The organism is Pseudomonas sp. LBUM1664 (genome assembly GCF_059695895.1).
This window is the reverse complement of sequence record NZ_CP166791.1, coordinates 176,495-201,621: the sequence shown is the minus strand read 5'-3', so window position 1 is coordinate 201,621 and position 25,127 is coordinate 176,495. Positions and strand designations below refer to the sequence as shown.

Below are 25,127 nucleotides of genomic sequence, written 5' to 3'. Positions count from 1 at the left end.
ACATAGAGTGTGATGATCATGCGGCATCCGGTGCGTACCGAACTCTGGGCCATCCTGCGGCTGGCGGGGCCGTTGATTGCCTCGCAGTTGGCGCACATGCTGATGGTCCTGACCGACACCTTGATGATGGCGCGCCTGAGTCCCGAAGCCCTGGCCGGCGGTGGGCTCGGGGCGGCCACCTATTCGTTCGTTTCGATTTTCTGCATCGGCGTAATCGCGGCGGTGGGTACGCTGGTGGCGATCCGTCAGGGCGCCGGCGACGTCGAAGGCGCCACCCGGCTGACCCAGGCCGGCTTGTGGCTGGCCTGGCTGATGGCGTTGGTGGCCGGGTTGCTGTTGTGGAACCTCAAACCGGCGCTGCTGCTGTTCGGCCAGACCGAAACCAACGTCCTCGCTGCCGGCCAGTTCCTGCTGATGCTGCCGTTCGCCCTGCCCGGCTACTTGAGCTTCATGGCCCTGCGCGGCTTCACCAGCGCCATTGGCCGGGCCACGCCAGTCATGGTGATCAGCCTCGTCGGCACGGTGGCCAACTTCCTGCTCAATTACGCGCTCATCACCGGCATGTTCGGCTTGCCAAAACTCGGCTTGATGGGGATCGGCCTGGTCACGGCCATCGTCGCCAACTGCATGGCCCTGGCGCTGGCCTGGCATATCCATCGGCATCCGGCCTACCGGGCATATCCGCTGCTGGATGGGCTGTCGCGCCCCAATCGCCAATACCTCAAGGAGCTGTGGCGCCTGGGCTTGCCGATTGGCGGCACTTACGCTGTGGAAGTCGGGCTGTTCGCATTCGCCGCGCTGTGCATGGGGACCATGGGCAGCACGCCGTTGGCGGCGCACCAGATCGCCCTGCAAATCGTCGCGGTAGCCTTCATGGTCCCGGCGGGAATGTCGTACGCAATCACCATGCGCATCGGCCAGCATTACGGTGCCGGTCAATTGCTGATGGCACGACTGGCCGGGCGCGTCGGGATCGGCTCGGGTGCGACCGTGATGCTGGCGTTCGCCATGGTGTTCTGGTTGCTGCCCAACCAGTTGATCGGCTTGTTCCTGGACCACAACGACCCGGCGTTTCGCGAAGTGATCAGCCTGGCCGTGAGCCTGCTGGCCGTGGCGGCGTGGTTCGAGCTGTTCGACGGCACCCAAACCATTGCCATGGGCTGCATTCGCGGACTCAAGGACGCCAAGACCACCTTCCTGGTGGGCCTGGGTTGCTATTGGCTGATCGGCGCACCGGCGGCGTGGTGGATGGCCTTCCACTTGAACTGGGGGCCGACCGGCGTCTGGTGGGGCCTGGCCCTGGGATTGGCCTGCGCGGCAGTGAGCCTGACGCTGGCGTTTGAAGGGAAGATGAAGCGGATGATCCGGAGTGAGCCCGTGCAACGGCGAGGTTTCGAAGCCATCCAGGCCGACTGAGATCGCACAGGGGTTTGTGTCAGCTCATTTCCCGTGCCGACCGTTGGTTGCCATCAACCGTCAGGTATTCAACCAACTCAGGCAACGGCAACGGTTTGCTGATCAGGAATCCCTGCACCTGATCGCAACCAAAACCCCGTAGCAAATCCAGTTGCTCCTGGGTTTCCACACCCTCGGCCACCACTTCCAGGTTGAGGTTGTGGGCCAGGTTGATCATGGCGTGCACCAGTTTGCGGTTTTCTTCGCGTTGGTCCATGCCACCGACAAAACTCTTGTCGATCTTGAGCAAGGCGATTGGCAGGCTGTTGAGGTGTACGAACGAGGAGAATCCGGTGCCAAAGTCGTCCAGGGAGAAGCGCACCCCCAGGCGGCCCAAGGCATCCATGGTCTGCTTGACCAATTCGCTGCGGCGCATGACGGCAGTTTCGGTGAGTTCGAATTCCAGCCATTGAGCCTCGACCCCCCGCTCGGCGATCAGTCGACTCAGGGTTGGCAGCAACTGGCTGTCCTGGAACTGCCGGAACGACAGGTTGACTGCCATGTGCAATGGCGCCAGTCCCCGCTCGCGCAGGGCCTGCATGTCGCGCAGCGCCCGGGAAATCACCCAGTAGCCCAGCGGCACGATCAGGCCACTCTGTTCGGCCAGCGGCACGAACTCACTCGGCGGCAGCAGCCCGCGTTCGCCATGGCGCCAGCGCACCAGGGCTTCGAGGCCGACGATGTTGCCGTTATCGAGGTTCAGCCGGGGCTGGTAATGCAGTTCCAGCTCATCGCGACGCAACGCCCGGCGCAGTTCGCTTTCCAGATCGGCGAGGCTGCGGGCATTGCGGTTGATGCGCTCATTGAAGACATGAAAGGTGCAGCCTTGGGTACTCTTGGCCTGCTGCATGGCAATGTGGGCATGCCACATCAGCGGGTCGGCACCGGCCTGGGCGCGAGCGTGGGCGACACCCAGGCTGCAACCGATCAACAGGCTTTCACCGTCCACCCAATAGGGTTCGGCCATGGCCTCGGTGATGCGCTCGGCCATCCATTCGGCCCGCTGAGGTGCACGGCGGGTGTCGATCAGCAAAGCGAATTCGTCGCTGCCCAGCCGCGCCAGTTGATCGCCGGCCCCGAGTGAACCCTTGAGCCGCGACACCACTTGCAAAATCAAACGATCACCGGCCTGGTGGCCGAGGGCGTCGTTGGCGTGACGGAAGTTGTCCAGGTCCAGGTGCCCGAGCGCCAGGCCGCGGCCTTCGTTTTCATCCAGGCGCGCCGTCAACAAGGTCTGGAAACCCTGGCGGTTGGCGATGCCGGTCAACGGGTCCTGTTCGGCGAGGCGCTGCAGGGTGTTTTCCAGCACGCCGCGTTCGCGCACATGGCGCAGGCAACGACGCAGGGTCGCACTGTCGAGTACATCACGCACCAGCCAATCGCTGACGCCGTCGGGGGCGGTCGTGGGTTCGTGTTCAAGCAACAGGATAGTCGGCAGGCGACAACGGCCCGGCGCCGGTTGCAACGCCGCAACCGTCAGCAGTATCGCGTGGCGATTGTCTTCGAACAGGCTGCTGACAGACTCCCAGCTCGGGGCGCTGATCAACACGACCGAGGGCCCCATGGGCGCCAGGCACTCGCGCAAAATCGCTGACCATTCTGGCCCTTCGGCCAATAACAGCAAACGCAAGGGTTGGACAGGCGTTGACAAGCTGACTCCCTAGACTCTGCAAGGTGGTTGGCGCCAGGCATTATGACCTGCCTATAGGCAATGACCAATGGCAATGCTTCTCAAACACTTGCTTTTGGCGGTTTTTAAAACCCGAAATCGAACGTTGGATGTAAATCCCGCCCGCATCCTGAGCGAAAGTAGCGAAAGCGGCAAATAGAGTTGATGTGCGGCGTCACAAGTCGGACAGAGCAGCACAATTCTCTGAGCCTGTTAAAATGCCGGCCCATTTCGCAAACGACTCCCTGACTCTGTCATGTCCCGACTCAATCCCCGGCAGCAAGAAGCCGTGAACTATGTCGGCGGCCCTCTTTTGGTGCTCGCCGGTGCAGGCTCCGGCAAGACCAGCGTGATCACCCGCAAGATCGCGCACCTGATCCAGAACTGCGGCATCCGGGCCCAGTACATCGTCGCCATGACCTTCACCAACAAAGCCGCCCGGGAAATGAAAGAGCGGGTCGGCAGCCTGCTGCGCGGCGGCGAAGGTCGCGGCTTGACGGTCTGCACCTTCCACAACCTGGGCCTGAACATCATCCGCAAGGAACACACGCGGCTGGGCTACAAGCCGGGCTTCTCGATTTTCGACGAGACCGACGTCAAGGCCCTGATGACCGACATCATGCAGAAGGAGTACTCGGGCGACGACGGCGTGGATGAGATCAAAAACATGATCGGCGCCTGGAAAAACGACCTGGTGCTACCACCACAAGCCCTGGAAAACGCCCGCAACCCGAAGGAGCAGACCGCCGCCATTGTCTACGCCCATTACCAGCGCACGCTCAAGGCGTTCAACGCGGTGGACTTCGACGACCTGATCCTGCTGCCGGTCAAGCTCTTCCAGGACCACGCCGACATCCTCGAAAAATGGCAGAACAAGGTGCGTTACCTGCTGGTGGACGAATACCAGGACACCAACGCCAGCCAGTATCTGCTGGTGAAACTGCTGATCGGCAAACGTAATCAGTTCACCGTGGTGGGTGACGACGACCAGTCAATCTACGCCTGGCGCGGCGCACGGCCGGAAAACCTGATGCTGCTCAAGGAGGACTACCCGTCGCTCAAGGTGGTGATGCTGGAGCAGAACTACCGCTCCACCAGCCGCATCCTGCGCTGTGCCAACGTGCTGATTTCCAACAACCCCCACGAGTTCGAAAAGCAGCTGTGGAGCGAGATGGGCCACGGCGACGAAATCCGCGTGATCCGTTGCCGCAACGAAGACGCCGAAGCCGAGCGCGTGGCCATGGAAATCCTCAGCCTGCACCTGCGTACCGACCGGCCGTACAGCGACTTTGCGATCCTGTATCGCGGTAACTACCAGGCCAAGCTGATCGAGCTGAAATTGCAGCATCACCAGATCCCCTATCGCCTATCAGGGGGCAACAGCTTTTTCGGACGCCAGGAAGTGAAAGACCTGATGGCCTACTTCCGCCTGATCGTGAACCCGGACGACGACAACGCCTTCCTGCGGGTGATCAACGTCCCACGTCGGGAGATCGGTTCCACAACCCTGGAAAAGCTCGGCAATTACGCCACCGAGCGCAAGATCTCGATGTACGCCGCCACGGACGAAATTGGCCTGGGCGAGCATCTGGACAGCCGCTTCACCGATCGCCTGGCGCGCTTCAAGCGCTTCATGGACAAAGTCCGCGAGCAGTGCGCCGGCGAAGATCCGATCTCGTCGCTGCGCAGCATGGTCATGGACATTGACTACGAGAACTGGCTGCGCACCAACAGTTCCAGCGACAAGGCCGCCGACTACCGCATGGGCAACGTCTGGTTCCTGATCGAGGCGTTGAAAAACACCCTGGAAAAAGACGAAGACGGGGAAATGACCGTCGAGGACGCCATCGGCAAACTCGTGCTGCGAGACATGCTTGAACGCCAGCAGGAAGAGGAAGACGGCGCCGAAGGCGTGCAGATGATGACCCTTCATGCATCCAAGGGCCTGGAATTCCCTTACGTGTTCATCATGGGCATGGAAGAAGAAATCCTGCCTCACCGTTCCAGCATCGAGGCCGACACCATTGAAGAAGAACGGCGCCTGGCCTACGTCGGAATTACCCGGGCTCGTCAGACGCTGGCCTTCACCTTCGCCGCCAAGCGCAAGCAATACGGCGAAGTGATCGACTGCGCCCCGAGCCGCTTTCTCGACGAGCTGCCGCCGGACGACCTGGCCTGGGAAGGCAACGACGACACACCGACCGAAGTCAAAGCCGTTCGCGGCAACAGCGCCCTGGCCGATATACGAGCGATGCTCAAGCGCTAGCATCGACTATTTTTCACTGACCTTAGGCGCTGAAGGCGTCATTAGAGGAAGCTTCATGGAAGCCCTGCACCAGAAAATTCGCGAGCAAGGCATCGTGCTTTCCGATCAGGTTTTGAAAGTCGACGCGTTCCTGAATCACCAGATCGACCCGCAGTTGATGAAGCTGATCGGCGACGAATTTGCCGCGCTGTTCAAGGATTCGGGCATCACCAAGATCGTCACCATCGAAGCCTCGGGCATTGCCCCAGCGATCATGACCGGCCTGAACCTTGGCGTACCGGTGATTTTCGCCCGCAAGCAACAGTCCCTGACCCTGACGGAAAACCTGCTGTCGGCGACCGTGTATTCGTTCACCAAGAAGACCGAAAGCACCGTGGCCATCAGCCCGCGCCACCTGACCAGCAGCGACCGGGTGCTGATCATTGATGACTTCCTGGCCAACGGCAAGGCGTCCCAGGCGCTGATCTCCATCATCAAACAGGCAGGCGCCACCGTGGCCGGGCTGGGCATCGTGATCGAGAAGTCGTTCCAGGGTGGCCGCGCGGAGCTGGATGCCCAGGGGTATCGCGTTGAATCGTTGGCCCGGGTGCAATCGCTGGCGGGTGGGGTTGTGACCTTTATCGATTAATCACCACACCATGACCCTCCCACAGTAGTTTTGGGGTGGCATTAAGGTGTGGTGGCCTTGAGACCGGTAAGCAACAACCGCTGGAACAACTCCTCTTTCAACCCTTGCGAGTCGCTCAATTGCATGCGCTCCAGATGCTCAGGAAAGGAAGAAGGTGGTGGCGCATCCAGCGCAGCCTTGCCCAACTCCAGCATCTCGGTGAGCTTGAACTTGCTCTTGAGCCAGTTCAGCGCCCGCAACAGGTCCCGCTCCACCGCGTCGAAATCACAGCCCAGCGGATACTCCGGAAACAGGTTCGGATGTCGCGCCTGAATGGCCTGCAACCGCTGCGAAGTGTTGTCCGCGAACCGCGGATCGAGACGGAAATCCTTGGGCAATTTACCCGCGTTTTGTGCCTGTTCGATCAGCCCCGGCTGGAAGCGTGAATCGCTGATGTTCAGCAGCGCCTCGATCACCTTTGCATCGGTCTTGCCCCGCAGGTCAGCGATGCCGTATTCGGTCACCACGATGTCCCGCAGGTGCCGGGGAATCGTGCAATGGCCGTACTCCCAGACGATATTCGAACTGATCTCGCCTCCCGACTCACGCCAACTGCGCAGGAGCAGAATGGAGCGCCCGCCCTCCAGCGCATGGCCCTGGGCAACGAAGTTGTATTGCCCGCCCACACCGCTGAGTACCCGCCCGTCTTCCAACTGATCGGCCACACCAGCGCCCAGCAGGGTCATGGTGAAGACCGTGTTGATGAAACGCGCATCGAGTCGCTGCAGGCGCTTGAGTTGTTCCTGCCCGTACAGTTCGTTGATGTAGCTGATGCGGGTCATGTTGAATTCCAGACGCCGGCTCTGCGGCAACTCGCGCAGGCGCTCGTAAAAACTGCGCGGGCCGAGGAAGAATCCGCCATGTACGCAGATGCCGTCGGTTTGCGCCGCCTCATCGAGGGTACCGGCGTTGGCTTGCTCCTGGGTCGGCTCGTCGGGGTAGACCTTGCGCCGGATGATCCCGGCATCCGCCAGTACCAGCAGGCCATTGACAAACATTTCACTGCAGCCATACAGCCCTTTGGCAAACGGCTCGACGCCGCCCTCACGCTCGATCAATTGCGCCCACTGGCTGAGGTTCAGCTCCGTCAGCAAGGCTTGGTAACCGGCGTTATCGGCCTGACGTGCCAACAGCGCCGCCGTCAATGCATCGCCCATCGAGCCAATGCCGATCTGCAGCGTACCGCCATCGCGTACCAGGGTACTGGCGTGCAGGCCGATCAAATGATCCTGGAACCCCACCGGCATGTTCGGCGTGGAAAACAATGTGTGGCTGTCCTTCTCGTCGATCAACAGGTCGAAACCGTCGATGCCGATTTCCGCGTCCCCTGGCATGTAGGGCAAGTCACTGTGAACCTGGCCCACCATGAGGATGGTTTCCCCGGCCGCCCGCCGCTTGGCGATCATGGGCAACAGGTCGAGGGTAATGTCCGGGTTGCAACTCAGGCTCAGGCGATCCGGATGTTGCGGGTCGCTCGCCACCAGTTGCGCCACCAGGTTCAAGCCCGCGGCGTTGATGTCCCGGGCGGCGTGGCTGTAGTTGCTGCTGACGTAGTTCTGCTGGGCCGACGCGCTGTGCAGCAGGCTGCCGGGCTGCATGAAGAACTGCTCGACCCGGATGTTGGCCGGCAGACTGTCGCGTTGCAGGTCGACGAGGTAATCGAGCTCGGGGTAGTCGCCGAAGACCCGCTCTATAAAAGGCTCAAGGAAACGTTTCTGCAAACCATCGCCCAGGTTCGGCCGGCCCAGGCTCAGGGCCGTGTAAATGGTCAGTTGTCGCTCGGGCAATTGTGCGATGCGCCGGTACAGCGCGTTGGCAAACAGGTTGGGTTTGCCCAGCCCCAGGGGCATGCCGAGATGAATATGCGCGGGCAGGCGCTCAAGCACCTCCTCCACCGCCTGTTCGATTGAACACAACTGCACCATCCGACCCTCCTGGACATTCCATGAATGTGGGTTGGACCGAGCTTGCCGGGTCTTGGTTGCGATGAACAGCCCCGAAAAATCCCAGGCGCAAAAAAGCCGCTCGTAAGCGGCTTTTTATGGAAGATGCTGGCGAGTTACAGGCCGGACATCTCTTTGATGGCGCCCTTGAGCTCATCATCCGAGCAATCGGCGCAGGTGCCTTTAGGCGGCATGGAGTTGACGCCGGTAATGGCCTTGGCCAGGATGCCGTCGAGGCCACCTTGGTGATCGGCTCGCTCTTTCCAGGCCGCCTTGTCACCGACTTTCGGAGCGCCCAGCAGCCCGGTGCCGTGGCAAGCATTGCAATGTTTTGCAATAACATCTTTCGGCGCCTTGGCCCCGCCAGCGCCGCCCGCCGCCGTGGCAACTTCCATGCCTTTACATTCCTTCCCCTGAACGCAGACCTGGCCGACGGGTTCAAGGCGCTTGGCAATTTCGTCGTTCGGCGCCGCTTGAGCGCTGGCAGCCCATAGGGCCAATACGGTTGCTGGTGCAGCCAGCATTTTCATAATTAGGTTCACGCGTACACCCTCAATGGTGGCTAGTCACGCCTGCGGCCACGGTTTGCAGGCGGGCGCAAGTATAGCGGTAAGGCCGTCACACTGAAACAACCCCAAAGTCGCAAGGGTCTTTTTTGTAACGACAGCCCACCCCTCGGGCGCCTTTGCCGTAAAGGCTCGGCGCCTCTTTTCCTAGAAATTGGCCGGCGTAGCTGCGCTGATCAGTCGCGCCGGCACATCGAACGGATTACGGAAACGGTGTGGCTTGGTGCTCTCGAAATAGTAGCTGTCGCCCGCCTCAAGCACGAAAATTTCGACACCCACCACCAGTTCCAGCCGCCCTTCCACCAGAATCCCGGTTTCCTCGCCCTCATGGGTGAGCATCTCTTCACCGGTATCGGCACCAGGCGGATAAATTTCGTTCAGGAAGGCAATCGCCCGGCTCGGGTGTGCCCTGCCCACTAATTTCATGGTCACGGCGCCGTCGGAGATGTCGATCAGTTCGTTGGCTTTGTAGACGATCTGAGTCGGTTTCTCCTGAAGGATTTCTTCGGAGAAAAACTCGACCATGGACATGGGAATCCCGCCAAGGACCTTACGCAGCGAGCTGATCGAGGGGCTGACGCTGTTTTTCTCGATCATCGAAATAGTGCTGTTGGTGACGCCCGCGCGCTTGGCGAGTTCACGCTGGGAAAGGCCTTTGAGTTTACGAATGGATTGCAGTCGTTCACCGACGTCCAATGCTGGAGCCTCCAGGGAATCAGGTTGTGTGGAAAGTGAGCGTTATCATGGCGACAGCGTTCAGTATTTACAACACTTGGACCCGAATCCTGTGCGGTGAAGCGACTTTCGGTAGGTTGCGCCTTGCATCAACGCCCGCAATAGAGCCGTGGCACCCGTCGCAGGTTGCAGAAAATCTGATAGGGAATCATGCCAGCGGCCTTCGCGACGTCACTGGCGAGGACGTTTTTGCCCCACAACTCCACGGTCGAACCGAGGCCGGCCAGGGGGATATTCGTCAAGTCGACGCACAGCATGTCCATCGACACCCGCCCGACCAGTTGGCTGCGCTGCCCGTCTACCAGCACCGGCGTACCGTTCGGTGCCTGGCGTGGGTAACCGTCGGCATAGCCCATGGCGACCACCCCGACCCGCGTTGGTTGCGCTGTAACAAAGCGGGCGCCGTAACCCACCGGCTCGCCGGCAGGCAATTCACGCACGCAGATGATCTTCGATTCCAGGGTCATCACCGGTTGCAGGCGCGAGGCGACGGCGTTGGTTTCGTCGAAAGGCGTCGCGCCGTACAGCATGATGCCCGGACGCACCCAGTCGCTTGGCATCTGCGGCCAGCCCAGCACGGCCGGGGAGTTGCGCAGGCTGACCTCCGCTGCCAGGCCCTGGCGGGCGGCCTCGAACACTGCCAGTTGCTCGGTACTGCTGGGGTCATGCAGTTCATCGGCACGGGCGAAGTGGCTCATCAACACAATCTTCGCCACCTTGCCGCTGGCCAGCAGTCGACGATAGGCCGCCTGATAATCCGCCGGGTGCAGGCCGACCCGATGCATCCCCGAATCGAGCTTGAGCCAGACCGTGATCGGCTTGCTCAACGCGGCGCTTTCAATCGCTTCGAGCTGCCACAACGAATGCACCACACACCAGAAATCATGCTCGACGATCAACGGCAGCTCATCGGCCTCGAAGAAACCTTCCAGCAGCAAGACCGGCGCACGAATCCCGCCTGCCCGCAGCTCCAGGGCTTCTTCGATGCAAGCCACGGCGAACCCGTCGGCCATGTCCTGCAGAGCCTCGGCGCAGCGCACCGCGCCATGCCCGTAGGCGTCGGCCTTGATCACCGCAAGGGCCTTGGCCCCCGTGACTTCGCGGGCCAATTGGTAGTTGTGACGCAGGGCTTGAAGGTCGATCAGGGCACGGGCAGGACGCATGGCAGCAGGCTTCTAGGCGATCATGGGTAAGAAAAAACCGGCGCGGGCTGACGGCATCAACCGCCAACAGCGCCGCAACAAGAGGGATCGTTCCGACTGGATTAAGGCAGCGCGGCCACAACTGAAAGCTCAATCAGAATTTCCGGCTCGCACAGTTTGGCTTGCACGGTGGCACGGGCCGGGGCGACGCCTTTGGGCAGCCACTTATCCCAGACCGCATTCATGCCTTCAAAATGGGCGTCGATGTCATTCAGATAAATCGTCACCGACAGCAGACGGGTCTTGTCGGTCCCGGCCAAGTCCAGCAAGCGTTCGATGTTGGCCAAGGTTTCGCGGGTCTGCTGCTCAATGCCGGCATTCATGTCGTCGCCGACCTGTCCGGCCAGGTACACGGTACCGTTGTGCACGACAACCTGGCTCATGCGGTCATTGGTGAGCTGGCGCTGGATTGACATGTTTTGCAGACTCCTGGTGTTTATTGCCATAACGGGAAATATCGAGACCTTCGGCGCTGATCTGCGGCTTTTTCTTCGCCATCAGATCCGCCAGCAAGCGACCGGAACCACAGGCCATGGTCCAACCGAGCGTGCCGTGGCCGGTGTTCAGGAACAGGTTTCTGAACGGTGTGGCACCCACGATCGGTGTGCCGTCCGGTGTGGTCGGGCGCAAACCGGTCCAGAAACTGGCCTGGGCCAGATCGCCGCCCTGAGGATAAAGGTCGTTGACGATCATCTCCAGGGTTTCGCGCCGACGCGGGTTCAGGGACAGGTCAAAACCGGCGATTTCCGCCATGCCGCCCACGCGAATGCGGTTGTCAAAACGGGTGATCGCGACCTTGTAGGTTTCGTCGAGAATGGTCGAGGTCGGTGCCATCGCCGGGTGGGTGATCGGCACGGTCAGGGAATAACCCTTGAGCGGATACACCGGGGCGCGAATACCCAGCGGCTTGAGCAATTGTGGCGAATAGCTGCCCAGGGCCATGACATAGCGGTCGGCGGTTTCCAGCTTGCCGTCGATCCAGACGCCGTTGATGCGGTCGCCGGCGTAGTCCAGGCGCTGGATATTCTGTTCGAAACGGAATTGCACACCGAGCTTCACGGCCATTTCCGCCAAGCGGGTGGTAAACATCTGACAGTCACCGGTCTGGTCGTTGGGCAGACGCAAGGCACCGGCCAGGATGTCAGTGACATTGGCCAGGGCCGGCTCGACCCGGGCGATGCCCTCGCGGTCGAGCACTTCGAACGGCACACCGGACTCTTTCAGCACGGCAATGTCTTTTGCCGCGCCATCGAGTTGTGCCTGGGTGCGGAACAGTTGTGTAGTCCCCAGGCTACGGCCTTCGTAGGCAATGCCGGTTTCGGCACGCAGCTCGTCGAGGCAGTCGCGGCTGTACTCGGACAGTCGCACCATGCGCTCCTTGTTGACGGCATAACGGTTGGCGGTGCAGTTGCGCAACATCTGCGCCATCCACAGGTACTGGTCGATGTCGGCGGTGGCCTTGATCGCCAGCGGCGCGTGGCGCTGCAGCAGCCATTTGATGGCCTTGAGCGGCACACCCGGCGCGGCCCACGGCGAGGCATAACCCGGCGAAACCTGGCCGGCGTTGGCGAAGCTGGTTTCCATGGCCGGCGCTGGCTGACGGTCGACCACCACCACTTCAAACCCGGCCCGGGCCAGGTAGTAAGCACTGACGGTACCGATGACGCCGCTACCCAAGACCAGAACGCGCATGTTGATGCCCTCATCGCGGATAACCGCTGACGTTTGTTGTACAAAGCTTTGATGTGGGCAGTGTAAAAAAGATTAGCCAGTGCTTTTCACTATATAACCGCCTATATTTGGCGAGATTTCTCGGCAAAAACCGTTTTTATGGAGGCGCATCACCTGTGCGTACCAGTACCCAGACCAAACGCGAGCTGGACAAGATCGACCGCAACATCCTGCGCATCCTCCAGGCGGACGGACGAATCTCCTTCACCGAGCTGGGGGAAAAGGTCGGCCTCTCCACGACGCCCTGCACCGAGCGGGTGCGGCGCCTGGAACGCGAGGGGATCATCATGGGCTACAACGCCCGGCTCAATCCGCAGCATTTGAAGGGTAGCCTGCTAGTGTTCGTCGAGATCAGCCTCGACTACAAATCCGGCGACACTTTCGAAGAGTTCCGACGTGCGGTACTGAAATTGCCTCACGTGCTGGAATGTCATCTGGTGTCCGGGGACTTCGACTACCTGGTCAAAGCGCGGATTTCCGAGATGGCCTCGTACCGCAAGCTGCTGGGGGACATCCTGCTCAAGCTGCCCCATGTGCGCGAGTCCAAGAGCTACATCGTGATGGAAGAGGTGAAGGAGAGCTTGAACCTGCCGATTCCCGATTGAGCCTCGAGATCATTCCCACGCTCTGCGTGGGAATGATCTCGCTAGACCAGAACCTGGCGATTAGTAGCCATGTACTCGTGGATCTGTTTCTCGACCCGCGGATGGATCAACTCCACCGGCCGTCGCCCGTTGGGGCACGGCAGGGTCGCCGTGGTGCCGAACAACCGGCAGATCAGCGGCCGCTCGTCATAGACGGTGCAACCGTTCGGCCCCAAGTGCACACAGTCGAGTGCTTCCATGGCAGCGTCTTGTTCGGCGCGCGTCTTGCGCGGCAAGCGGGCCATTTCTTCGGGTGAAGTGGTCACCGGACCACAGCAGTCATGGCAGCCCGATACGCACTCGAACGAGGGAATCTGCTGGCGCAACGTGCGGATTTTTTGACTGTTGCAGCTCATCGAGGCGGTTACCGAGGCAGGACTGTTCGCGATTCTGCCTTAAAAGCCTGGTGCCAGACAGCGCCAGCCGACCGGTGTTGCCCACGGATGAACCCACGGCTTATGCTCCGTAAAATTTCTCAAACACAACAATCAGGATTACGCACATGAACGCCCGTGTTCAGCAAGCTGTCCCGAGCCACCTGCACGCCGCCTCTTATTACGCCGCCAGCAGCCTGCCGCAGCCTGACCATCCGGTGCTGCAAGGCGAGGTGGTGGCGGATGTGTGTGTGGTAGGCGGCGGGTTCTCCGGGTTGAACACGGCGATCGAATTGGCCGAGCGTGGTATGAGCGTCGTGTTGCTGGAAGCGCACAAGATCGGCTGGGGCGCCAGCGGGCGTAACGGCGGCCAATTGATTCGCGGCGTTGGCCATGGCCTTGATCAGTTCTCCCCTGTCGTCGGTGCCGACGGCGTACGTCAGATGAAACTCATGGGCCTCGAAGCGGTAGAAATCGTCCGACAGCGCATCGAGCGTTTTCAGATCCCCTGTGACCTCACGTGGGGCTATTGCGACCTCGCCAATAAGCCTGGCGACCTGGAAGGCTTCGCCGACGATGCCGAAGAGCTGCGCAGCCTGGGTTATCGCCACCAGACCCGACTGCTGCAGGCCCACGAAATGCACAGCGTAGTGGGTTCGGATCGCTACGTGGGCGGCCTGATCGACATGGGATCGGGCCATCTGCATCCGCTGAACCTGGCCCTGGGAGAAGCCGCCGCCGCGCAACAACTGGGGGTCAGGCTGTTCGAACAATCGACCGTCACCCGCATCGACTACGGCCCCGAAGTGAAGGTGCACACTCAACAAGGCTCGGTGCGTGCCAAAACCCTGGTGCTGGGCTGCAACGCCTACCTCAATGGGCTCAATCCGCAACTCAGCGGCAAAGTGTTGCCCGCCGGCAGCTACATCATTGCCACTGAACCCTTGAGCCAGGCCCAGGCTCAAGCGTTATTGCCACAGAATATGGCGGTCTGTGATCAACGGGTGGCGCTGGATTACTACCGGCTTTCGGCGGATCGGCGTTTGTTGTTCGGCGGGGCCTGTCACTATTCGGGCCGCGACCCGCAGGACATTGGCGCTTACATGCGTCCGAAAATGCTCAAGGTCTTCCCACAATTGGCGGACGTAAAAATCGACTATCAATGGGGCGGGATGATTGGCATTGGTGCCAACCGCTTGCCACAGATCGGCCGGCTCAAGGACCAGCCCAATGTGTATTACGCCCAGGCCTATTCCGGCCATGGGGTGAATGCCACGCACCTGGCCGGCAAGCTATTGGCAGACGCCATCAGCGGGCAGCAAAGCGGAGGGTTCGATCTGTTTGCCCAGGTGCCGCACATGACCTTTCCCGGAGGGAAACATCTGCGCTCACCGCTGTTGGCACTGGGAATGTTGTGGCACAGGTTCAAAGAGCTGGTTTAAAGAGCTTTAGCGCTACTGACGACGCTATCGCGGGCAAGCCTTGCTCCCACAGTTGAAAGAGGGCTGTGGGAGCAAGGCTTGCCCGCGATAGCAGTTTCAGGGCCGGCACCGCTTCAAAGCCGCCAGAACGGCTTCAGCCCCTCCTCTCGCGCCTGCTCCCGGCTCATCCCGATATCACGCAACTGTTCGGGTGTCAGCTCCAACAATGCTTGGCGTGTATGCAAACGACGCCAGAACAGGCTCCAGCGGCTCAGGCCGGACGGAGCATTGCCCAACGTCGCACTTCGCAGCTCCTTTTTCTGCCCTGCCACCAGTTCCTGACTGTGTAACGTCAGCCGCACATCGCTCAAGCCGTTCATTTTCGTTGCTCCTGTTTACTTGGGTAGCCAGAGGTTTCATGATGCGCGGACGGTCCAAAGCAATACAGATTCAACCAATATGTTTTATATACATACAGATCGAGCATTTTTGCGACTGAATCATAGTTTTCTGACCTAACTGTATCGGTTACCGTTATCCACCTCATCGAGAGCACGCCATGACTCTTTACGTGAACCTCGCCGAATTGCTCGGCACCCGCATCGAACAGGGCTTCTACCGCCCTGGCGACCGGCTGCCGTCGGTGCGCGCATTAAGCACGGAACATGGCGTCAGTCTGAGTACGGTGCAGCAGGCCTATCGCGTGCTGGAGGACAGCGGGCTGGCGATGCCGAAACCCAAATCCGGCTATTTCGTACCGGTCAGCCGCGAGCTGCCAGACCTGCCGGTGGTGGGCCGGCCGGCCCAGCGACCGGTGGATATTTCCCAATGGGACCAAGTGCTGGAGCTGATTCGCGCGGTGCCGCGCAAGGATGTGGTGCAGTTGGGACGCGGCATGCCGGATATCAACTCGCCCACCATGAAACCGCTGCTGCGCAGCCTGGCGCAGATCAGCCGTCGGCAAGACATGCCCGGTCTGTATTACGACAACATCTACGGCAACCTTGGGCTGCGCGAACAGATTGCTCGCCTGTCGCTGGATTCGGGCTGCAAGCTGGGGGCCGGCGACGTGATCGTCACCACGGGTTGTCACGAAGCGCTGTCCGTCAGCATTCGCGCCACCTGTGAGCAAGGCGATATCGTCGCGGTGGATTCGCCCAGCTTTCACGGCGCCATGCAAACCCTCAAGGGTTTGGGCATGAAGGCCCTGGAAATCCCCACCGACCCACTTACCGGTATCAGCCTCGACGCACTGGAGCTGGCGCTGGAACAATGGCCAATCAAGGCCATACAGTTGACGCCCAGCTGCAATAACCCATTGGGCTGCATCATGCCCGAGGCCAATAAACGCGCCCTGCTGACGTTGGCGCAGCGCTTTGACGTGGCGATCATCGAAGACGATGTGTATGGAGAATTGGCCTACACCTATCCGCGACCACGCACGATCAAATCCTTCGACGAAGACGGTCGCGTCCTGCTCTGCAGTTCTTTTTCCAAGACGTTGGCACCGGGGCTGCGAATTGGCTGGGTTGTACCGGGCCGGTATCTTGAGCGGGTGCTGCACATGAAATACATCAGCACCGGCTCCACCGCCCCACAACCGCAGATCGCCATTGCCGAATTCCTCAAAGGCGGGCATTTCGAACCACATTTGCGGCGTATGCGCACACAATATCAGCGCAATCGCGACGTGATGATCGACTGGGTCACCCGGTATTTCCCGCCGGGAACCCGCGCCAGTCGCCCACGGGGCAGCTTTATGTTGTGGGTGGAACTGCCAGAAGGCTTCGACACGCTGAAGCTCTATCGGGTCTTGCTTGACCAAGGGGTGCAAGTCGCCGTCGGCAGTATTTTTTCGGCATCGGGCAAGTACCGCAATTGCCTGCGCATGAACTACGCTGCCAAACCAACGGCACAGATCGAAGAGGCCGTGCGCAAGGTCGGCGCAGCCGCCATCGCGTTGTTGAACGAAACCCAGCGTGACGCCGTCTGAGGTTTACTCAGGAAAGCAGCAACCCTAAGCCGATCAACGCAAACAAGCGGAACGATCCTACGTGAGATCCAGACCGATCCTGCCTGCGCTACTGTTAGTCGCCTCGCTGCTGGGTGGCTGCGCCAGTTTTGATGTCACCCGCGAGCCCTCCCAGGCGTTGCCGGCCTCCGAATCCTCGTTCGGCCGTTCGGTCCAGGCCCAGGTCGCGCCCCATGAAGGACGGTCGGGCTTTCGCCTGCTATCGGACAGCACCGATGCCTTCACCGCCCGGGCCGAGCTGATTCGCAACGCCCAAAGCAGCCTGGACTTGCAGTACTACATCGTTCACGACGGCATCAGCACGCGGATGCTGGTGGATGAATTGCTCAAGGCCGCCGACCGGGGCGTGCGGGTGCGAATCCTGCTGGACGACACCACCAGCGATGGCCTGGATCAGATCATCGCGACCCTCGCCGCTCATCCGCAGATCCAGATCCGCCTGTTCAACCCACTGCACCTGGGGCGCGCCACCGGCGTGACCCGCAGCCTCGGGCGCCTGTTCAACCTGTCACTGCAGCACCGCCGGATGCACAACAAGCGATGGCTGGCAGACAACAGTATGGCCATCGTCGGCGGCCGCAATTTGGGGGATGAGTATTTCGACGCCGAACCCAACCTGAACTTCACCGACATCGACCTGCTCGGCGTCGGACCAGTGGCCGAACAATTGGGGCACAGCTTCGATCAGTACTGGAACAGCGCCCTGAGCAAACCCATTGAGCAGTTCCTGTCCCATCGACCCACCCCCAAGGACTTGACCAACAGTCGCCTTCGCCTGCAAGAATCCCTGGAACAGACGCACAAGGAAAATCACGCGCTCTACCAGCAGCTGACCACCTACAAGACCCAACCGCGCCTGGATACTTGGCGCAGTCAGTTGATCTGGGCCTGGAACAAGGCATTGTGGGACGCGCCCAGCAAAGTATTGGCCAAGGACGAGCCGGACCCGCAGCTCTTGCTGACCACACAACTGGCCCCGGAAATGACGGGCGTCAGCAAAGAACTGATCATGATTTCGGCCTACTTCGTCCCCGGTCAGACAGGCCTGGTGTACCTGACCAGCCGCGCCGATGCGGGGGTGTCGGTGAGCCTTTTGACCAACTCCCTGGAGGCCACCGACGTGCCGGCGGTGCATGGCGGTTATGCGCCGTATCGCAAGGCGCTGCTGCAACATGGCGTACACCTGTTCGAGCTTCGACGGCAACCGGGCGACAAAGGCAGCAGTCCCCACCTGTTTTACAGCAAGTCCTACGGCGAATCGAGCTCGAGCCTGCACAGCAAGGCGATCATTTTTGACCGACAGAAATCGTTCATCGGCTCGTTCAATTTTGACCCGCGCTCAGTATTGTGGAACACCGAAGTCGGCATACTGGTGGATAGCCCGGAACTCGCCGGGCAGGTTCGTGAGTTGGCGTTGCAAGGCATGGCGCCAGCCCTGAGTTACCAGGCCCGCCTGAAAGACGGAAAGCTTGTGTGGACCACCGAAGACGACGGCAAAGTGCACGACCTGGACCGCGAACCGGGCAGTTGGTGGCGCCGGTTCAATGCCTGGTTCAGCACGACCGTCGGACTGGAACGAATGTTGTAGGACTACGCCACAGGGGTTTGGGGGTGTTCAAGCGGTTTGGGTGGCCCCGAACGCCCCTTGGCGCAACAACAGAATCACCAGCCCAAACGCCCCCGCCGCCATGAACAATGGCAACGCATGCCCGCTGATCCATTGGCTACCCGCCCCCGCCGCCAGCGGGCCGATCAGGCAACCGATCCCCCACAGCTGCGCCACGTGGGCGTTGGCCCGTACCAGTGCATCGTCGCGGTAACGCTCGCCGATCAGGATCAGCGACAAAGTAAACAATCCACCGGCGCTGGCGCCAAACAGCACCCATAACGGCCAGATCAACAAGGTATCGATCAGCAATGGAACCGCCAGGCTCGACAACGTCAGCGCCACCGCGCAGCCGATGAATAACGATCGGCGAGACAAGCGATCGGCCAGAGCGCCAATGGGCAACTGCAGCAAGGCATCCCCAACCACCACCGTACTGACCATCGCCAGCGCAATGTCGGCGCTAAAACCCTGGCGCAGGCAATAGACCGGCAACAATGTCAGGATCATCGCCTCGAACGCCGCAAACAATGACACGGCCCAAGCGATCGCCGGCAAGCCACGGCAAAAAACCCATAAATCCTTGAGCGTAACGCCGCAGGCTTCACTGGTAGGCGCGCCGCTGCGGCCGAGTAACAGCAATGGCGAGGCCAGCAGCAGACCGACGCCGACCCAGAACCCGTCATCGTGATCAGTCCCCAGCGCGCCGAGCAACAACGGGCCAGCCAACTGGCTCAACGCGTAGCTGCTGCCGTACAACGCCACCAGCCGTCCACGCCATTGTTCGATGACCAGTTGATTGATCCAGCTTTCACCGAGAATGAACACCAGGGTCAGGACCACGCCAATCATCAGCCGCAGCACCAACCAGACCGGATAACTGGGCAACAGCGCCAGCAACCCGATGGAGACCGCCCCGCCCCACAGGCACAGGCGCATCAACGCCGCCGTCCCGAACCGCGCCGCCAACCGACTCGACACCTTGGCCCCGAGCAACACCCCAACGGCCGGCATGGCGGCCATCACGCCGATGGCAAACGAGCCATAACCCCAGCTTTCCAAGCGCAGCGACACCAGCGGCATGCTCACGCCCAGGGCCAGGCCGACACTCAGGACAGACGCCAACACGGCGAAATAAGTCGCCCAACGCATTTCCACGCTCCTGTGGATGGTTATTGGTTCAGGCATTACATAAAACAAATGTGGGAGCGGGCTTGCTCGCGAAGGCGCAGTGTCAGTCAACTTAGCCGTTGAATGTTAAACCGCCTTCGCGAGCAAGCCCGCTCCCACAGAGATCTGTGCTGCATGAAGCCCCGCAAAGGATCCGGGGCCATCATCGTCAGAGCTTGATCCAGGTCGCCTTCAGTTCGGTGTATTTGTCGAACGCATGCAACGACTTGTCGCGGCCGTTGCCCGACTGCTTGAAGCCACCGAATGGTGCGGTCATGTCGCCGCCATCGTACTGGTTGACCCAAACGCTGCCGGCACGCAGGGCCTTGGCGGTCAGGTGAGCCTTGGAGATGTCTTTGGTCCATACCGCCGCAGCCAGGCCGTACGGCGTGTCGTTGGCGATCTGGATGGCCTCCTCGGCGGTATCGAAGGCAATGACCGACAGCACCGGGCCGAAAATCTCTTCCTGGGCAATTTTCATGGCGTTGCTCACGCCGTCGAAAATCGTCGGTTCGACGTAGGTACCACCGGTTTCCTCAAGAATCCGCTTGCCACCGGCCACCAGTTTCGCGCCGTCGCTGTGACCAGACTCAATGTAGGACAGCACAGTGTTCATCTGCTGGGTATCGACCAGGGCGCCGACGTTGGTGGCCGGGTCCAGGGGGTTGCCAGGCTTCCAGCCCTTGAGGGCCTCGATCACCAGCGGCAGGAAAGTGTCCTTGATGGAACGCTCCACCAACAACCGCGAGCCAGCGGTGCAGACTTCGCCCTGATTGAACGCGATGGCGCTGGCGGCAGATTCGGCAGCCGCTTGAAGGTCCGGAGCATCGGCGAACACGATATTCGGACTCTTGCCACCGGCTTCCAGCCAGACGCGCTTCATGTTGGATTCGCCGGAGTAAATCATCAGTTGCTTGGCGATCTTGGTGGAACCGGTGAACACCAGCGTATCAACGTCCATGTGCAGGGCCAGGGCCTTGCCGACGGTATGGCCGTAGCCTGGCAGCACGTTCAGCACGCCTTTGGGAATACCGGCCTCGACAGCCAGGGCCGCAATGCGGATGGCAGTCAGAGGGGATTTTTCCGACGGCTTGAGCACCACCGAGTTACCGGTGGACAGCGCCGGGCCGAGCTTCCAGCAGGCCATCATCAGCGGGAAGTTCCACGGCACGATGGCACCCACGACACCCACCGGTTCGCGAGTCACCAGGCCCAACTGGTCGTGTGGGGTCGCGGCCACTTCGTCGTAGATCTTGTCGATGGCTTCACCGCTCCAGCTCAACGCTTGAGCCGCGCCGGGAACGTCGATGTTCAGGGCGTCGCTGATCGGCTTGCCCATGTCCAGGGTTTCGAGCAGGGCCAACTCTTCGGCGTGCTGCTTGAGCAGGCCGGCGAAACGAATCATGGTGGCTTTACGCTTGCTCGGCGCCAGGCGCGACCAGACTCCGGAATTGAAGGTGGCGCGAGCGTTTTCGACAGCACGCTGGGCGTCGGCCACGTCGCAGCTGGCGATCGCGCCCAGCCGGCGGCCATCGACCGGGCTCAGGCAATCAAAGGTTTCGCCGGACACCGCATCGGTGTATTCGCCATTGATGAAGGCGCGGCCTTCGATATTCAGGTCGCGGGCGCGTTGCTCCCAATCGGCACGAGTCAGGGTGGTCATGCGGGTGTCCTCCTCTTATTGAGTACGAACGCCGCGCAATGCGCAGCGCTCAAAGAATTCTGCCCGGCCAGCCTGTTTTCGGCGCAAGGCATCTGCCACCCTAAACCAGCGGCAGGTCATGTTTCAATATATTTGACACAACGCCGGTAAACGGCCTTGCGATGTTCGTTTTAATAAACATAGACTTTGGCTCTTCCAGCCATTCGCGCCGTCATTACCGGGGGATTACCGCATGAGCATTCAGGACATCGTCGATTTCAGCCAGGCCAATACCACCGCCGAACGCTATCGCCCGGACCCGACCAAGGTGCTCAAAGGCGATCCCGAGCAAGTGGTGTTCAACCATTACAACAGCCCTTGCGGGCAAATGAATGCTGGCGTGTGGGAAGGCGACATTGGCCAGTGGATGGTCAACTACACCGAGCATGAATATTGCGAAATCGTCCAGGGCGTTTCCGTGCTGCGCGACAGCGAGGGCAAGGCCAAGACGCTGCGGGCTGGCGACCGTTTCGTGATTCCAGCGGGGTTCAAGGGCACCTGGGAAGTGCTGGAGGCGTGCCGCAAGATCTATGTGGTGTTTGAACAGAAGGCTTGAGGATTTGTGTTGGCTAGCCTGGCCTGCTCGCGAAGAGGCAAACACAGGCAACAAAAAAGGCCCGTATCTCGCGATACGGGCCTTTTTTGTAAGAGGGAAAAATCAATTACTTGATTTTGCCTTCTTTGTAGATCACGTGCTTGCGAACAACCGGATCATATTTCTTGATCTCGATTTTGTCCGGGGTAGTACGCTTGTTCTTGTCGGTAGTGTAGAAGTGACCAGTACCGGCGCTCGAGATCAAACGAATCAATTCACGCATGATTAGCTCCCTTAAACCTTGCCATCGCGACGAAGTTCGGCCAGCACGACACTGATGCCACGCTTGTCGATGATACGCATGCCTTTGGCAGATACGCGCAGACGCACAAAACGTTTCTCTTCTTCAACCCAGAAGCGGTGATGCTGCAGGTTCGGCAGGAAACGACGACGGGTTTTGTTGTTTGCGTGGGAAATGTTATTCCCAGTCACCGGACCCTTACCGGTAACTTGACAGACTCTCGACATGCCTCAGCCCTCTAAAACCACATGCCCAACCCGGCATGGGTTGGCCGCTTAATCTCTCAGTCATTTGGCGCCAGGCGCCGCGTTTCTTTAAGGGTCTTACCGGCTACACCTACAGTGAAGGAACCGGGCCCCTAGAAAAGAGCGCTGCTTTATACCAGAAAGACCACAGCGCAACAACAGCCGATGTGATTTGTCTTCATTGGAAACCCTCGCTCAACCGCCCCGGACGGCTGGGGCAAAGGCTGACGCCGTCGGTGACCGCTCGTCGCTGCATGCAGGTTTTTTTAACCGGCAGCAAGTTTGGGTCGTTAACGCGCCGCCGCAGAGTGCCGGAAAATGCAAAAAGGGGATAGTCATTTACCAGCGAGCCCACTAGGGTAGACCTTTTCCAGACTGCACTCGCAGATGGGCCTTCGACCTGCACAGGAAACCCGATTATGCGCCTCGTTGCCCTACCGCTGTTGCTCGCCCCTCTGCTGATCAGCCCGCTGGCCCAGGCTGGCGCCCTGAGCGTTTGTACCGAGGCCAGCCCGGAAGGGTTCGATGTCGTTCAATACAATTCGCTGACAACCACCAACGCCTCCGCTGACGTGCTGATGAACCGCCTGGTGGATTTCGACAGCGCCAGCGGCAAAGTAGTCCCCAGCCTGGCCAATCATTGGGAAGTCTCACCCGACGGCCTGAGCTACACGTTCAAGCTGCGGCCACAGGTGAAGTTCCACCGCACCGAATACTTCACGCCGCGTCGCGACCTGACCGCCGAGGACGTGAAATTCAGCTTTGAGCGCATGCTCGATCCGGCGAATCCCTGGCACAAGGTCGCGCAGAGTGGCTTCCCCCACGCCCAGTCCATGCAGCTACCGGCGCTGATCAAGAAAATCGACGCACTGGACCCGCTGACCGTGCGCTTCACCCTCGATCACGCGGACTCGACCTTCCTGGCAACCTTGAGCATGGGTTTTGCGTCCATCTATTCGGCCGAATACGCCGAGCAGTTGATGAAGGCCGGCACACCAGAAAAACTCAATAACCTACCCATCGGCACCGGCCCGTTCATTTTCAGCCGGTTCCAGAAAGACGTCTCGATTCGCTACAAGGCCAACGACGATTATTTCGGCGGCAAGCCCCAAGTGGACCCGTTGATCTTCGCCATCACGCCGGACGCCAATGTGCGCCTGCAGAAATTGCGCCGCAACGAATGCCAGATCGCCCTGTCGCCCAAGCCGTTGGACGTACAGGCCGCCAAGCAAGAGCCTACGTTGAATGTGGTCCAGACCGACGCCTTCATGACTGCATTCGTGGCGATCAACAGCCAGCATCCGCCATTGGACAAGCCTGAGGTACGACAGGCCATCAACCTTGCCTTCGACAAGGCCACCTACCTCAAGAGCGTCTTCGAAGGCACCGCCCAAGCGGCCAACGGCCCTTACCCACCGAACACCTGGAGCTACGCCAAAAGTTTGCCCGGCTATGCCCATGACCCCGCCAAGGCCCGCGACCTGCTGGCCAAGGCCGGCTTGAAGGAAGGCTTTCAAACCACCCTCTGGACCCGCCCTTCCGGCAGCCTGCTGAACCCCAATCCCAGTCTTGGCGCGCAACTACTGCAGGCCGACCTGGCCGAAATCGGCATTCAAGCCGAGATCCGGGTGATTGAATGGGGTGAACTGATCCGCCGCGCCAAGGCCGGCGAGCATGACCTGCTGTTCATGGGCTGGGCCGGCGACAACGGCGACCCGGACAACTTCCTCACGCCGCAGTTTTCCTGTGCGGCGGTCAAGTCCGGCACCAACTTCGCCCGCTACTGCAACCCGGATCTGGACAAACTGATCAGCGCCGGCAAGACCACCGGCGAACAAGGCGTGCGCACCAAACTCTACGAACAGGCCCAGGCACAGATCCAGCAACAGGCCTTGTGGCTGCCCTTGGCACACCCGACCGCGTTCGCCCTGACCCGCAAGGATATCCAGGGTTATTCGGTCAGCCCGTTTGGGCGCCAGGATTACTCGAGGGTCAGCTTCAAGCCGTAAGCTGCAAGCGCAAATCAAGGGCAGACCGCACACGGCTCTGACTTTCCGCTTGAAGCTTGCAACTTGCCGCTGCTTCAAAGCCACCCATACTCGGCCATGGACAGCGGCTCCCCATCGCCGACGATGAAGTGATCAAGCACCCGCACATCGATCAGCTCCAGCGCCTCCTGGAGCCGGTCGGTGAGGATCCGATCGGCCTGGCTGGGCTCGGTATTGCCCGAGGGGTGGTTGTGGCACAGGATCAGCGCAGCGGCGTTGTGGGCCAGGGCGCGCTTGACCACCTGACGGGGATAGACGCTAGCGCTGTCGATTGAGCCGCGAAACAGCGCCTCATACGCCAGTACCCGGTGCCGGGAATCCAGGAACAGGCAACCGAACACCTCATGGGGTTCGTGGCGCAGCATGGCCTTGAGGTAATCGCGCACCGCCAGCGGGCTTTCCAGCACCGAGTCTCGTCGCAGGTCTTCGGCCAGATGCCGACGGCTCATTTCCAGCACCGCCTGCAACTGCGCAAACTTCGCCGGCCCCAGGCCTAGTTGCGCGCTGAAGGTACACAGGTCGGCCTCCAGTAAAACCCGCAGGCAGCCAAATTGATGCAGCAGGTGTCGCGCCAGGTCCACCGCGCTCTTGCCGGACACGCCGGTGCGCAGGAAGATCGCCAGCAACTCGGCGTCTGACAGGCTCGCCGGGCCCTGGCCCAGCAGTTTCTCCCGCGGGCGTTCCGCCGCGGGCCAATCGCGAATGCTCATAGCACCTCCGTGTGAGTTGGGCGCCGCTGTTCCGTAGCGGTCGCTGTGATATCGTAGCCCATCTTTTTTGCAGGCGATTTGCACCCTGGCAGGCTGCTGCCAAGG

Annotated in this window: 23 protein-coding genes; 9 read left to right on the top strand and 14 right to left on the bottom strand. The window is 60.6% G+C overall.

The features are described from left to right. Window positions 1–18 precede the first annotated feature (18 nt). Complete coding sequence (locus tag ACA047_RS00900) at window positions 19–1,416, top strand: NorM family multidrug efflux MATE transporter (RefSeq protein WP_497360604.1); 1,398 nt, start codon at window positions 19–21, stop codon at window positions 1,414–1,416. Between the two features lie 19 nt (window positions 1,417–1,435). On the opposite strand, the gene ACA047_RS00895 is transcribed toward ACA047_RS00900, so the two are convergent. Beyond that, window positions 1,436–3,106, bottom strand: a complete 1,671-nt coding sequence (locus ACA047_RS00895; protein ID WP_497355833.1) for a putative bifunctional diguanylate cyclase/phosphodiesterase — start codon at window positions 3,104–3,106, stop codon at window positions 1,436–1,438. A 274-nt stretch (window positions 3,107–3,380) separates the two neighbouring features. On the opposite strand from ACA047_RS00895, the gene rep reads away from it, so the two are divergent. After that, window positions 3,381–5,390, top strand: a complete 2,010-nt coding sequence (gene rep / locus ACA047_RS00890; RefSeq protein ID WP_497355831.1) for a DNA helicase Rep — start codon at window positions 3,381–3,383, stop codon at window positions 5,388–5,390. A gap of 55 nt (window positions 5,391–5,445) precedes the next feature. Beyond that, the gene (locus tag ACA047_RS00885) at window positions 5,446–6,018 is read left to right on the top strand and encodes a xanthine phosphoribosyltransferase (RefSeq protein ID WP_014340844.1); all 573 of its coding nucleotides are present in this window, start codon (window positions 5,446–5,448) and stop codon (window positions 6,016–6,018) included. A 41-nt stretch (window positions 6,019–6,059) separates the two neighbouring features. On the opposite strand, the gene ACA047_RS00880 is transcribed toward ACA047_RS00885, so the two are convergent. From ACA047_RS00880 to dadA, 6 genes are all read right to left on the bottom strand, one after another. Next, window positions 6,060–7,982, bottom strand: a complete 1,923-nt coding sequence (locus tag ACA047_RS00880) for an acetyl-CoA hydrolase/transferase C-terminal domain-containing protein (protein ID WP_497355829.1) — start codon at window positions 7,980–7,982, stop codon at window positions 6,060–6,062. 134 nt (window positions 7,983–8,116) lie between these two features. After that, window positions 8,117–8,530 (bottom strand): c-type cytochrome, encoded by a 414-nt coding sequence (locus ACA047_RS00875; protein ID WP_497360602.1) that lies wholly within the window; start codon window positions 8,528–8,530, stop codon window positions 8,117–8,119. Window positions 8,531–8,713: 183 nt separating this feature from the next. After that, entirely contained in the window at window positions 8,714–9,262 is a 549-nt protein-coding gene (locus ACA047_RS00870) for a cupin domain-containing protein (protein WP_497355827.1), read from the bottom strand. A gap of 128 nt (window positions 9,263–9,390) precedes the next feature. Further along, a complete protein-coding gene (gene alr / locus ACA047_RS00865; RefSeq protein WP_497355825.1) occupies window positions 9,391–10,464 on the bottom strand; it encodes an alanine racemase in 1,074 nt (357 codons plus the stop codon). Between the two features lie 101 nt (window positions 10,465–10,565). Next, window positions 10,566–10,919, bottom strand: a complete 354-nt coding sequence (locus ACA047_RS00860) for a RidA family protein (RefSeq protein WP_497355823.1) — start codon at window positions 10,917–10,919, stop codon at window positions 10,566–10,568. Next, window positions 10,891–12,195: a D-amino acid dehydrogenase gene (dadA, locus tag ACA047_RS00855; RefSeq protein ID WP_497355821.1), complete on the bottom strand. Its 1,305-nt coding sequence runs from the start codon at window positions 12,193–12,195 to the stop codon at window positions 10,891–10,893. The genes ACA047_RS00860 and dadA overlap by 29 nt, the downstream gene beginning before the upstream one ends. A gap of 155 nt (window positions 12,196–12,350) precedes the next feature. On the opposite strand from dadA, the gene ACA047_RS00850 reads away from it, so the two are divergent. Next, complete coding sequence (locus ACA047_RS00850; RefSeq protein ID WP_497355819.1) at window positions 12,351–12,839, top strand: Lrp/AsnC ligand binding domain-containing protein; 489 nt, start codon at window positions 12,351–12,353, stop codon at window positions 12,837–12,839. A gap of 41 nt (window positions 12,840–12,880) precedes the next feature. Here the strand turns inward: ACA047_RS00850 and ACA047_RS00845 are convergent, their stop codons facing one another. Beyond that, window positions 12,881–13,234, bottom strand: a complete 354-nt coding sequence (locus ACA047_RS00845) for a YkgJ family cysteine cluster protein (RefSeq protein WP_497355817.1) — start codon at window positions 13,232–13,234, stop codon at window positions 12,881–12,883. 146 nt (window positions 13,235–13,380) lie between these two features. On the opposite strand from ACA047_RS00845, the gene ACA047_RS00840 reads away from it, so the two are divergent. Beyond that, window positions 13,381–14,694: an NAD(P)/FAD-dependent oxidoreductase gene (locus tag ACA047_RS00840; RefSeq protein ID WP_497355815.1), complete on the top strand. Its 1,314-nt coding sequence runs from the start codon at window positions 13,381–13,383 to the stop codon at window positions 14,692–14,694. A 113-nt stretch (window positions 14,695–14,807) separates the two neighbouring features. On the opposite strand, the gene ACA047_RS00835 is transcribed toward ACA047_RS00840, so the two are convergent. Beyond that, window positions 14,808–15,053: a DUF1127 domain-containing protein gene (locus ACA047_RS00835; RefSeq protein WP_497355813.1), complete on the bottom strand. Its 246-nt coding sequence runs from the start codon at window positions 15,051–15,053 to the stop codon at window positions 14,808–14,810. Window positions 15,054–15,232: 179 nt separating this feature from the next. On the opposite strand from ACA047_RS00835, the gene ACA047_RS00830 reads away from it, so the two are divergent. Beyond that, a complete protein-coding gene (locus ACA047_RS00830; protein ID WP_497355811.1) occupies window positions 15,233–16,666 on the top strand; it encodes an aminotransferase-like domain-containing protein in 1,434 nt (477 codons plus the stop codon). A gap of 61 nt (window positions 16,667–16,727) precedes the next feature. Beyond that, window positions 16,728–18,293 (top strand): phospholipase D family protein, encoded by a 1,566-nt coding sequence (locus ACA047_RS00825; RefSeq protein WP_497355809.1) that lies wholly within the window; start codon window positions 16,728–16,730, stop codon window positions 18,291–18,293. Between the two features lie 27 nt (window positions 18,294–18,320). Here the strand turns inward: ACA047_RS00825 and ACA047_RS00820 are convergent, their stop codons facing one another. Together ACA047_RS00820 and ACA047_RS00815 are read right to left on the bottom strand one after the other, a co-directional pair. Then, a complete protein-coding gene (locus ACA047_RS00820; RefSeq protein ID WP_497355807.1) occupies window positions 18,321–19,463 on the bottom strand; it encodes an MFS transporter in 1,143 nt (380 codons plus the stop codon). Window positions 19,464–19,650: 187 nt separating this feature from the next. Continuing rightward, window positions 19,651–21,144: an aldehyde dehydrogenase gene (locus tag ACA047_RS00815; RefSeq protein WP_497355805.1), complete on the bottom strand. Its 1,494-nt coding sequence runs from the start codon at window positions 21,142–21,144 to the stop codon at window positions 19,651–19,653. 232 nt (window positions 21,145–21,376) lie between these two features. Here ACA047_RS00815 and ACA047_RS00810 point away from each other — a divergent pair, with 232 nt between their 5' ends. Continuing rightward, window positions 21,377–21,739, top strand: a complete 363-nt coding sequence (locus ACA047_RS00810) for a cupin domain-containing protein (RefSeq protein ID WP_497355803.1) — start codon at window positions 21,377–21,379, stop codon at window positions 21,737–21,739. Between the two features lie 106 nt (window positions 21,740–21,845). Here the strand turns inward: ACA047_RS00810 and rpmG are convergent, their stop codons facing one another. Continuing rightward, window positions 21,846–22,001, bottom strand: coding sequence for a 50S ribosomal protein L33 (rpmG, locus tag ACA047_RS00805; RefSeq protein ID WP_003177274.1), 156 nt, complete (start codon window positions 21,999–22,001; stop codon window positions 21,846–21,848). Window positions 22,002–22,012: 11 nt separating this feature from the next. Beyond that, the gene (gene rpmB / locus ACA047_RS00800) at window positions 22,013–22,246 is read right to left on the bottom strand and encodes a 50S ribosomal protein L28 (RefSeq protein ID WP_003177273.1); all 234 of its coding nucleotides are present in this window, start codon (window positions 22,244–22,246) and stop codon (window positions 22,013–22,015) included. A gap of 437 nt (window positions 22,247–22,683) precedes the next feature. On the opposite strand from rpmB, the gene ACA047_RS00795 reads away from it, so the two are divergent. Then, complete coding sequence (locus tag ACA047_RS00795; RefSeq protein WP_497355801.1) at window positions 22,684–24,273, top strand: ABC transporter substrate-binding protein; 1,590 nt, start codon at window positions 22,684–22,686, stop codon at window positions 24,271–24,273. Window positions 24,274–24,347: 74 nt separating this feature from the next. On the opposite strand, the gene radC is transcribed toward ACA047_RS00795, so the two are convergent. Then, window positions 24,348–25,022, bottom strand: a complete 675-nt coding sequence (gene radC / locus ACA047_RS00790; protein WP_497355799.1) for a RadC family protein — start codon at window positions 25,020–25,022, stop codon at window positions 24,348–24,350. Window positions 25,023–25,127: the final 105 nt, after the last annotated feature.

Coding starts and splice junctions, on each gene's coding strand:
- ACA047_RS00900 (WP_497360604.1), top strand. CDS start 19: ATGCGGCATCCGGTGCGTACCGAACTCTGGGCCATCCTGCGGCTGGCG.
- rep (WP_497355831.1), top strand. CDS start 3,381: ATGTCCCGACTCAATCCCCGGCAGCAAGAAGCCGTGAACTATGTCGGC.
- ACA047_RS00885 (WP_014340844.1), top strand. CDS start 5,446: ATGGAAGCCCTGCACCAGAAAATTCGCGAGCAAGGCATCGTGCTTTCC.
- ACA047_RS00880 (WP_497355829.1), bottom strand. CDS start 7,982: ATGGTGCAGTTGTGTTCAATCGAACAGGCGGTGGAGGAGGTGCTTGAG.
- ACA047_RS00875 (WP_497360602.1), bottom strand. CDS start 8,530: ATGAAAATGCTGGCTGCACCAGCAACCGTATTGGCCCTATGGGCTGCC.
- alr (WP_497355825.1), bottom strand. CDS start 10,464: ATGCGTCCTGCCCGTGCCCTGATCGACCTTCAAGCCCTGCGTCACAAC.
- ACA047_RS00860 (WP_497355823.1), bottom strand. CDS start 10,919: ATGTCAATCCAGCGCCAGCTCACCAATGACCGCATGAGCCAGGTTGTC.
- dadA (WP_497355821.1), bottom strand. CDS start 12,195: ATGCGCGTTCTGGTCTTGGGTAGCGGCGTCATCGGTACCGTCAGTGCT.
- ACA047_RS00845 (WP_497355817.1), bottom strand. CDS start 13,234: ATGAGCTGCAACAGTCAAAAAATCCGCACGTTGCGCCAGCAGATTCCC.
- ACA047_RS00840 (WP_497355815.1), top strand. CDS start 13,381: ATGAACGCCCGTGTTCAGCAAGCTGTCCCGAGCCACCTGCACGCCGCC.
- ACA047_RS00835 (WP_497355813.1), bottom strand. CDS start 15,053: ATGAACGGCTTGAGCGATGTGCGGCTGACGTTACACAGTCAGGAACTG.
- ACA047_RS00830 (WP_497355811.1), top strand. CDS start 15,233: ATGACTCTTTACGTGAACCTCGCCGAATTGCTCGGCACCCGCATCGAA.
- ACA047_RS00820 (WP_497355807.1), bottom strand. CDS start 19,463: ATGCGTTGGGCGACTTATTTCGCCGTGTTGGCGTCTGTCCTGAGTGTC.
- ACA047_RS00815 (WP_497355805.1), bottom strand. CDS start 21,144: ATGACCACCCTGACTCGTGCCGATTGGGAGCAACGCGCCCGCGACCTG.
- ACA047_RS00810 (WP_497355803.1), top strand. CDS start 21,377: ATGAGCATTCAGGACATCGTCGATTTCAGCCAGGCCAATACCACCGCC.
- rpmG (WP_003177274.1), bottom strand. CDS start 22,001: ATGCGTGAATTGATTCGTTTGATCTCGAGCGCCGGTACTGGTCACTTC.
- rpmB (WP_003177273.1), bottom strand. CDS start 22,246: ATGTCGAGAGTCTGTCAAGTTACCGGTAAGGGTCCGGTGACTGGGAAT.
- ACA047_RS00795 (WP_497355801.1), top strand. CDS start 22,684: ATGCGCCTCGTTGCCCTACCGCTGTTGCTCGCCCCTCTGCTGATCAGC.
- radC (WP_497355799.1), bottom strand. CDS start 25,022: ATGAGCATTCGCGATTGGCCCGCGGCGGAACGCCCGCGGGAGAAACTG.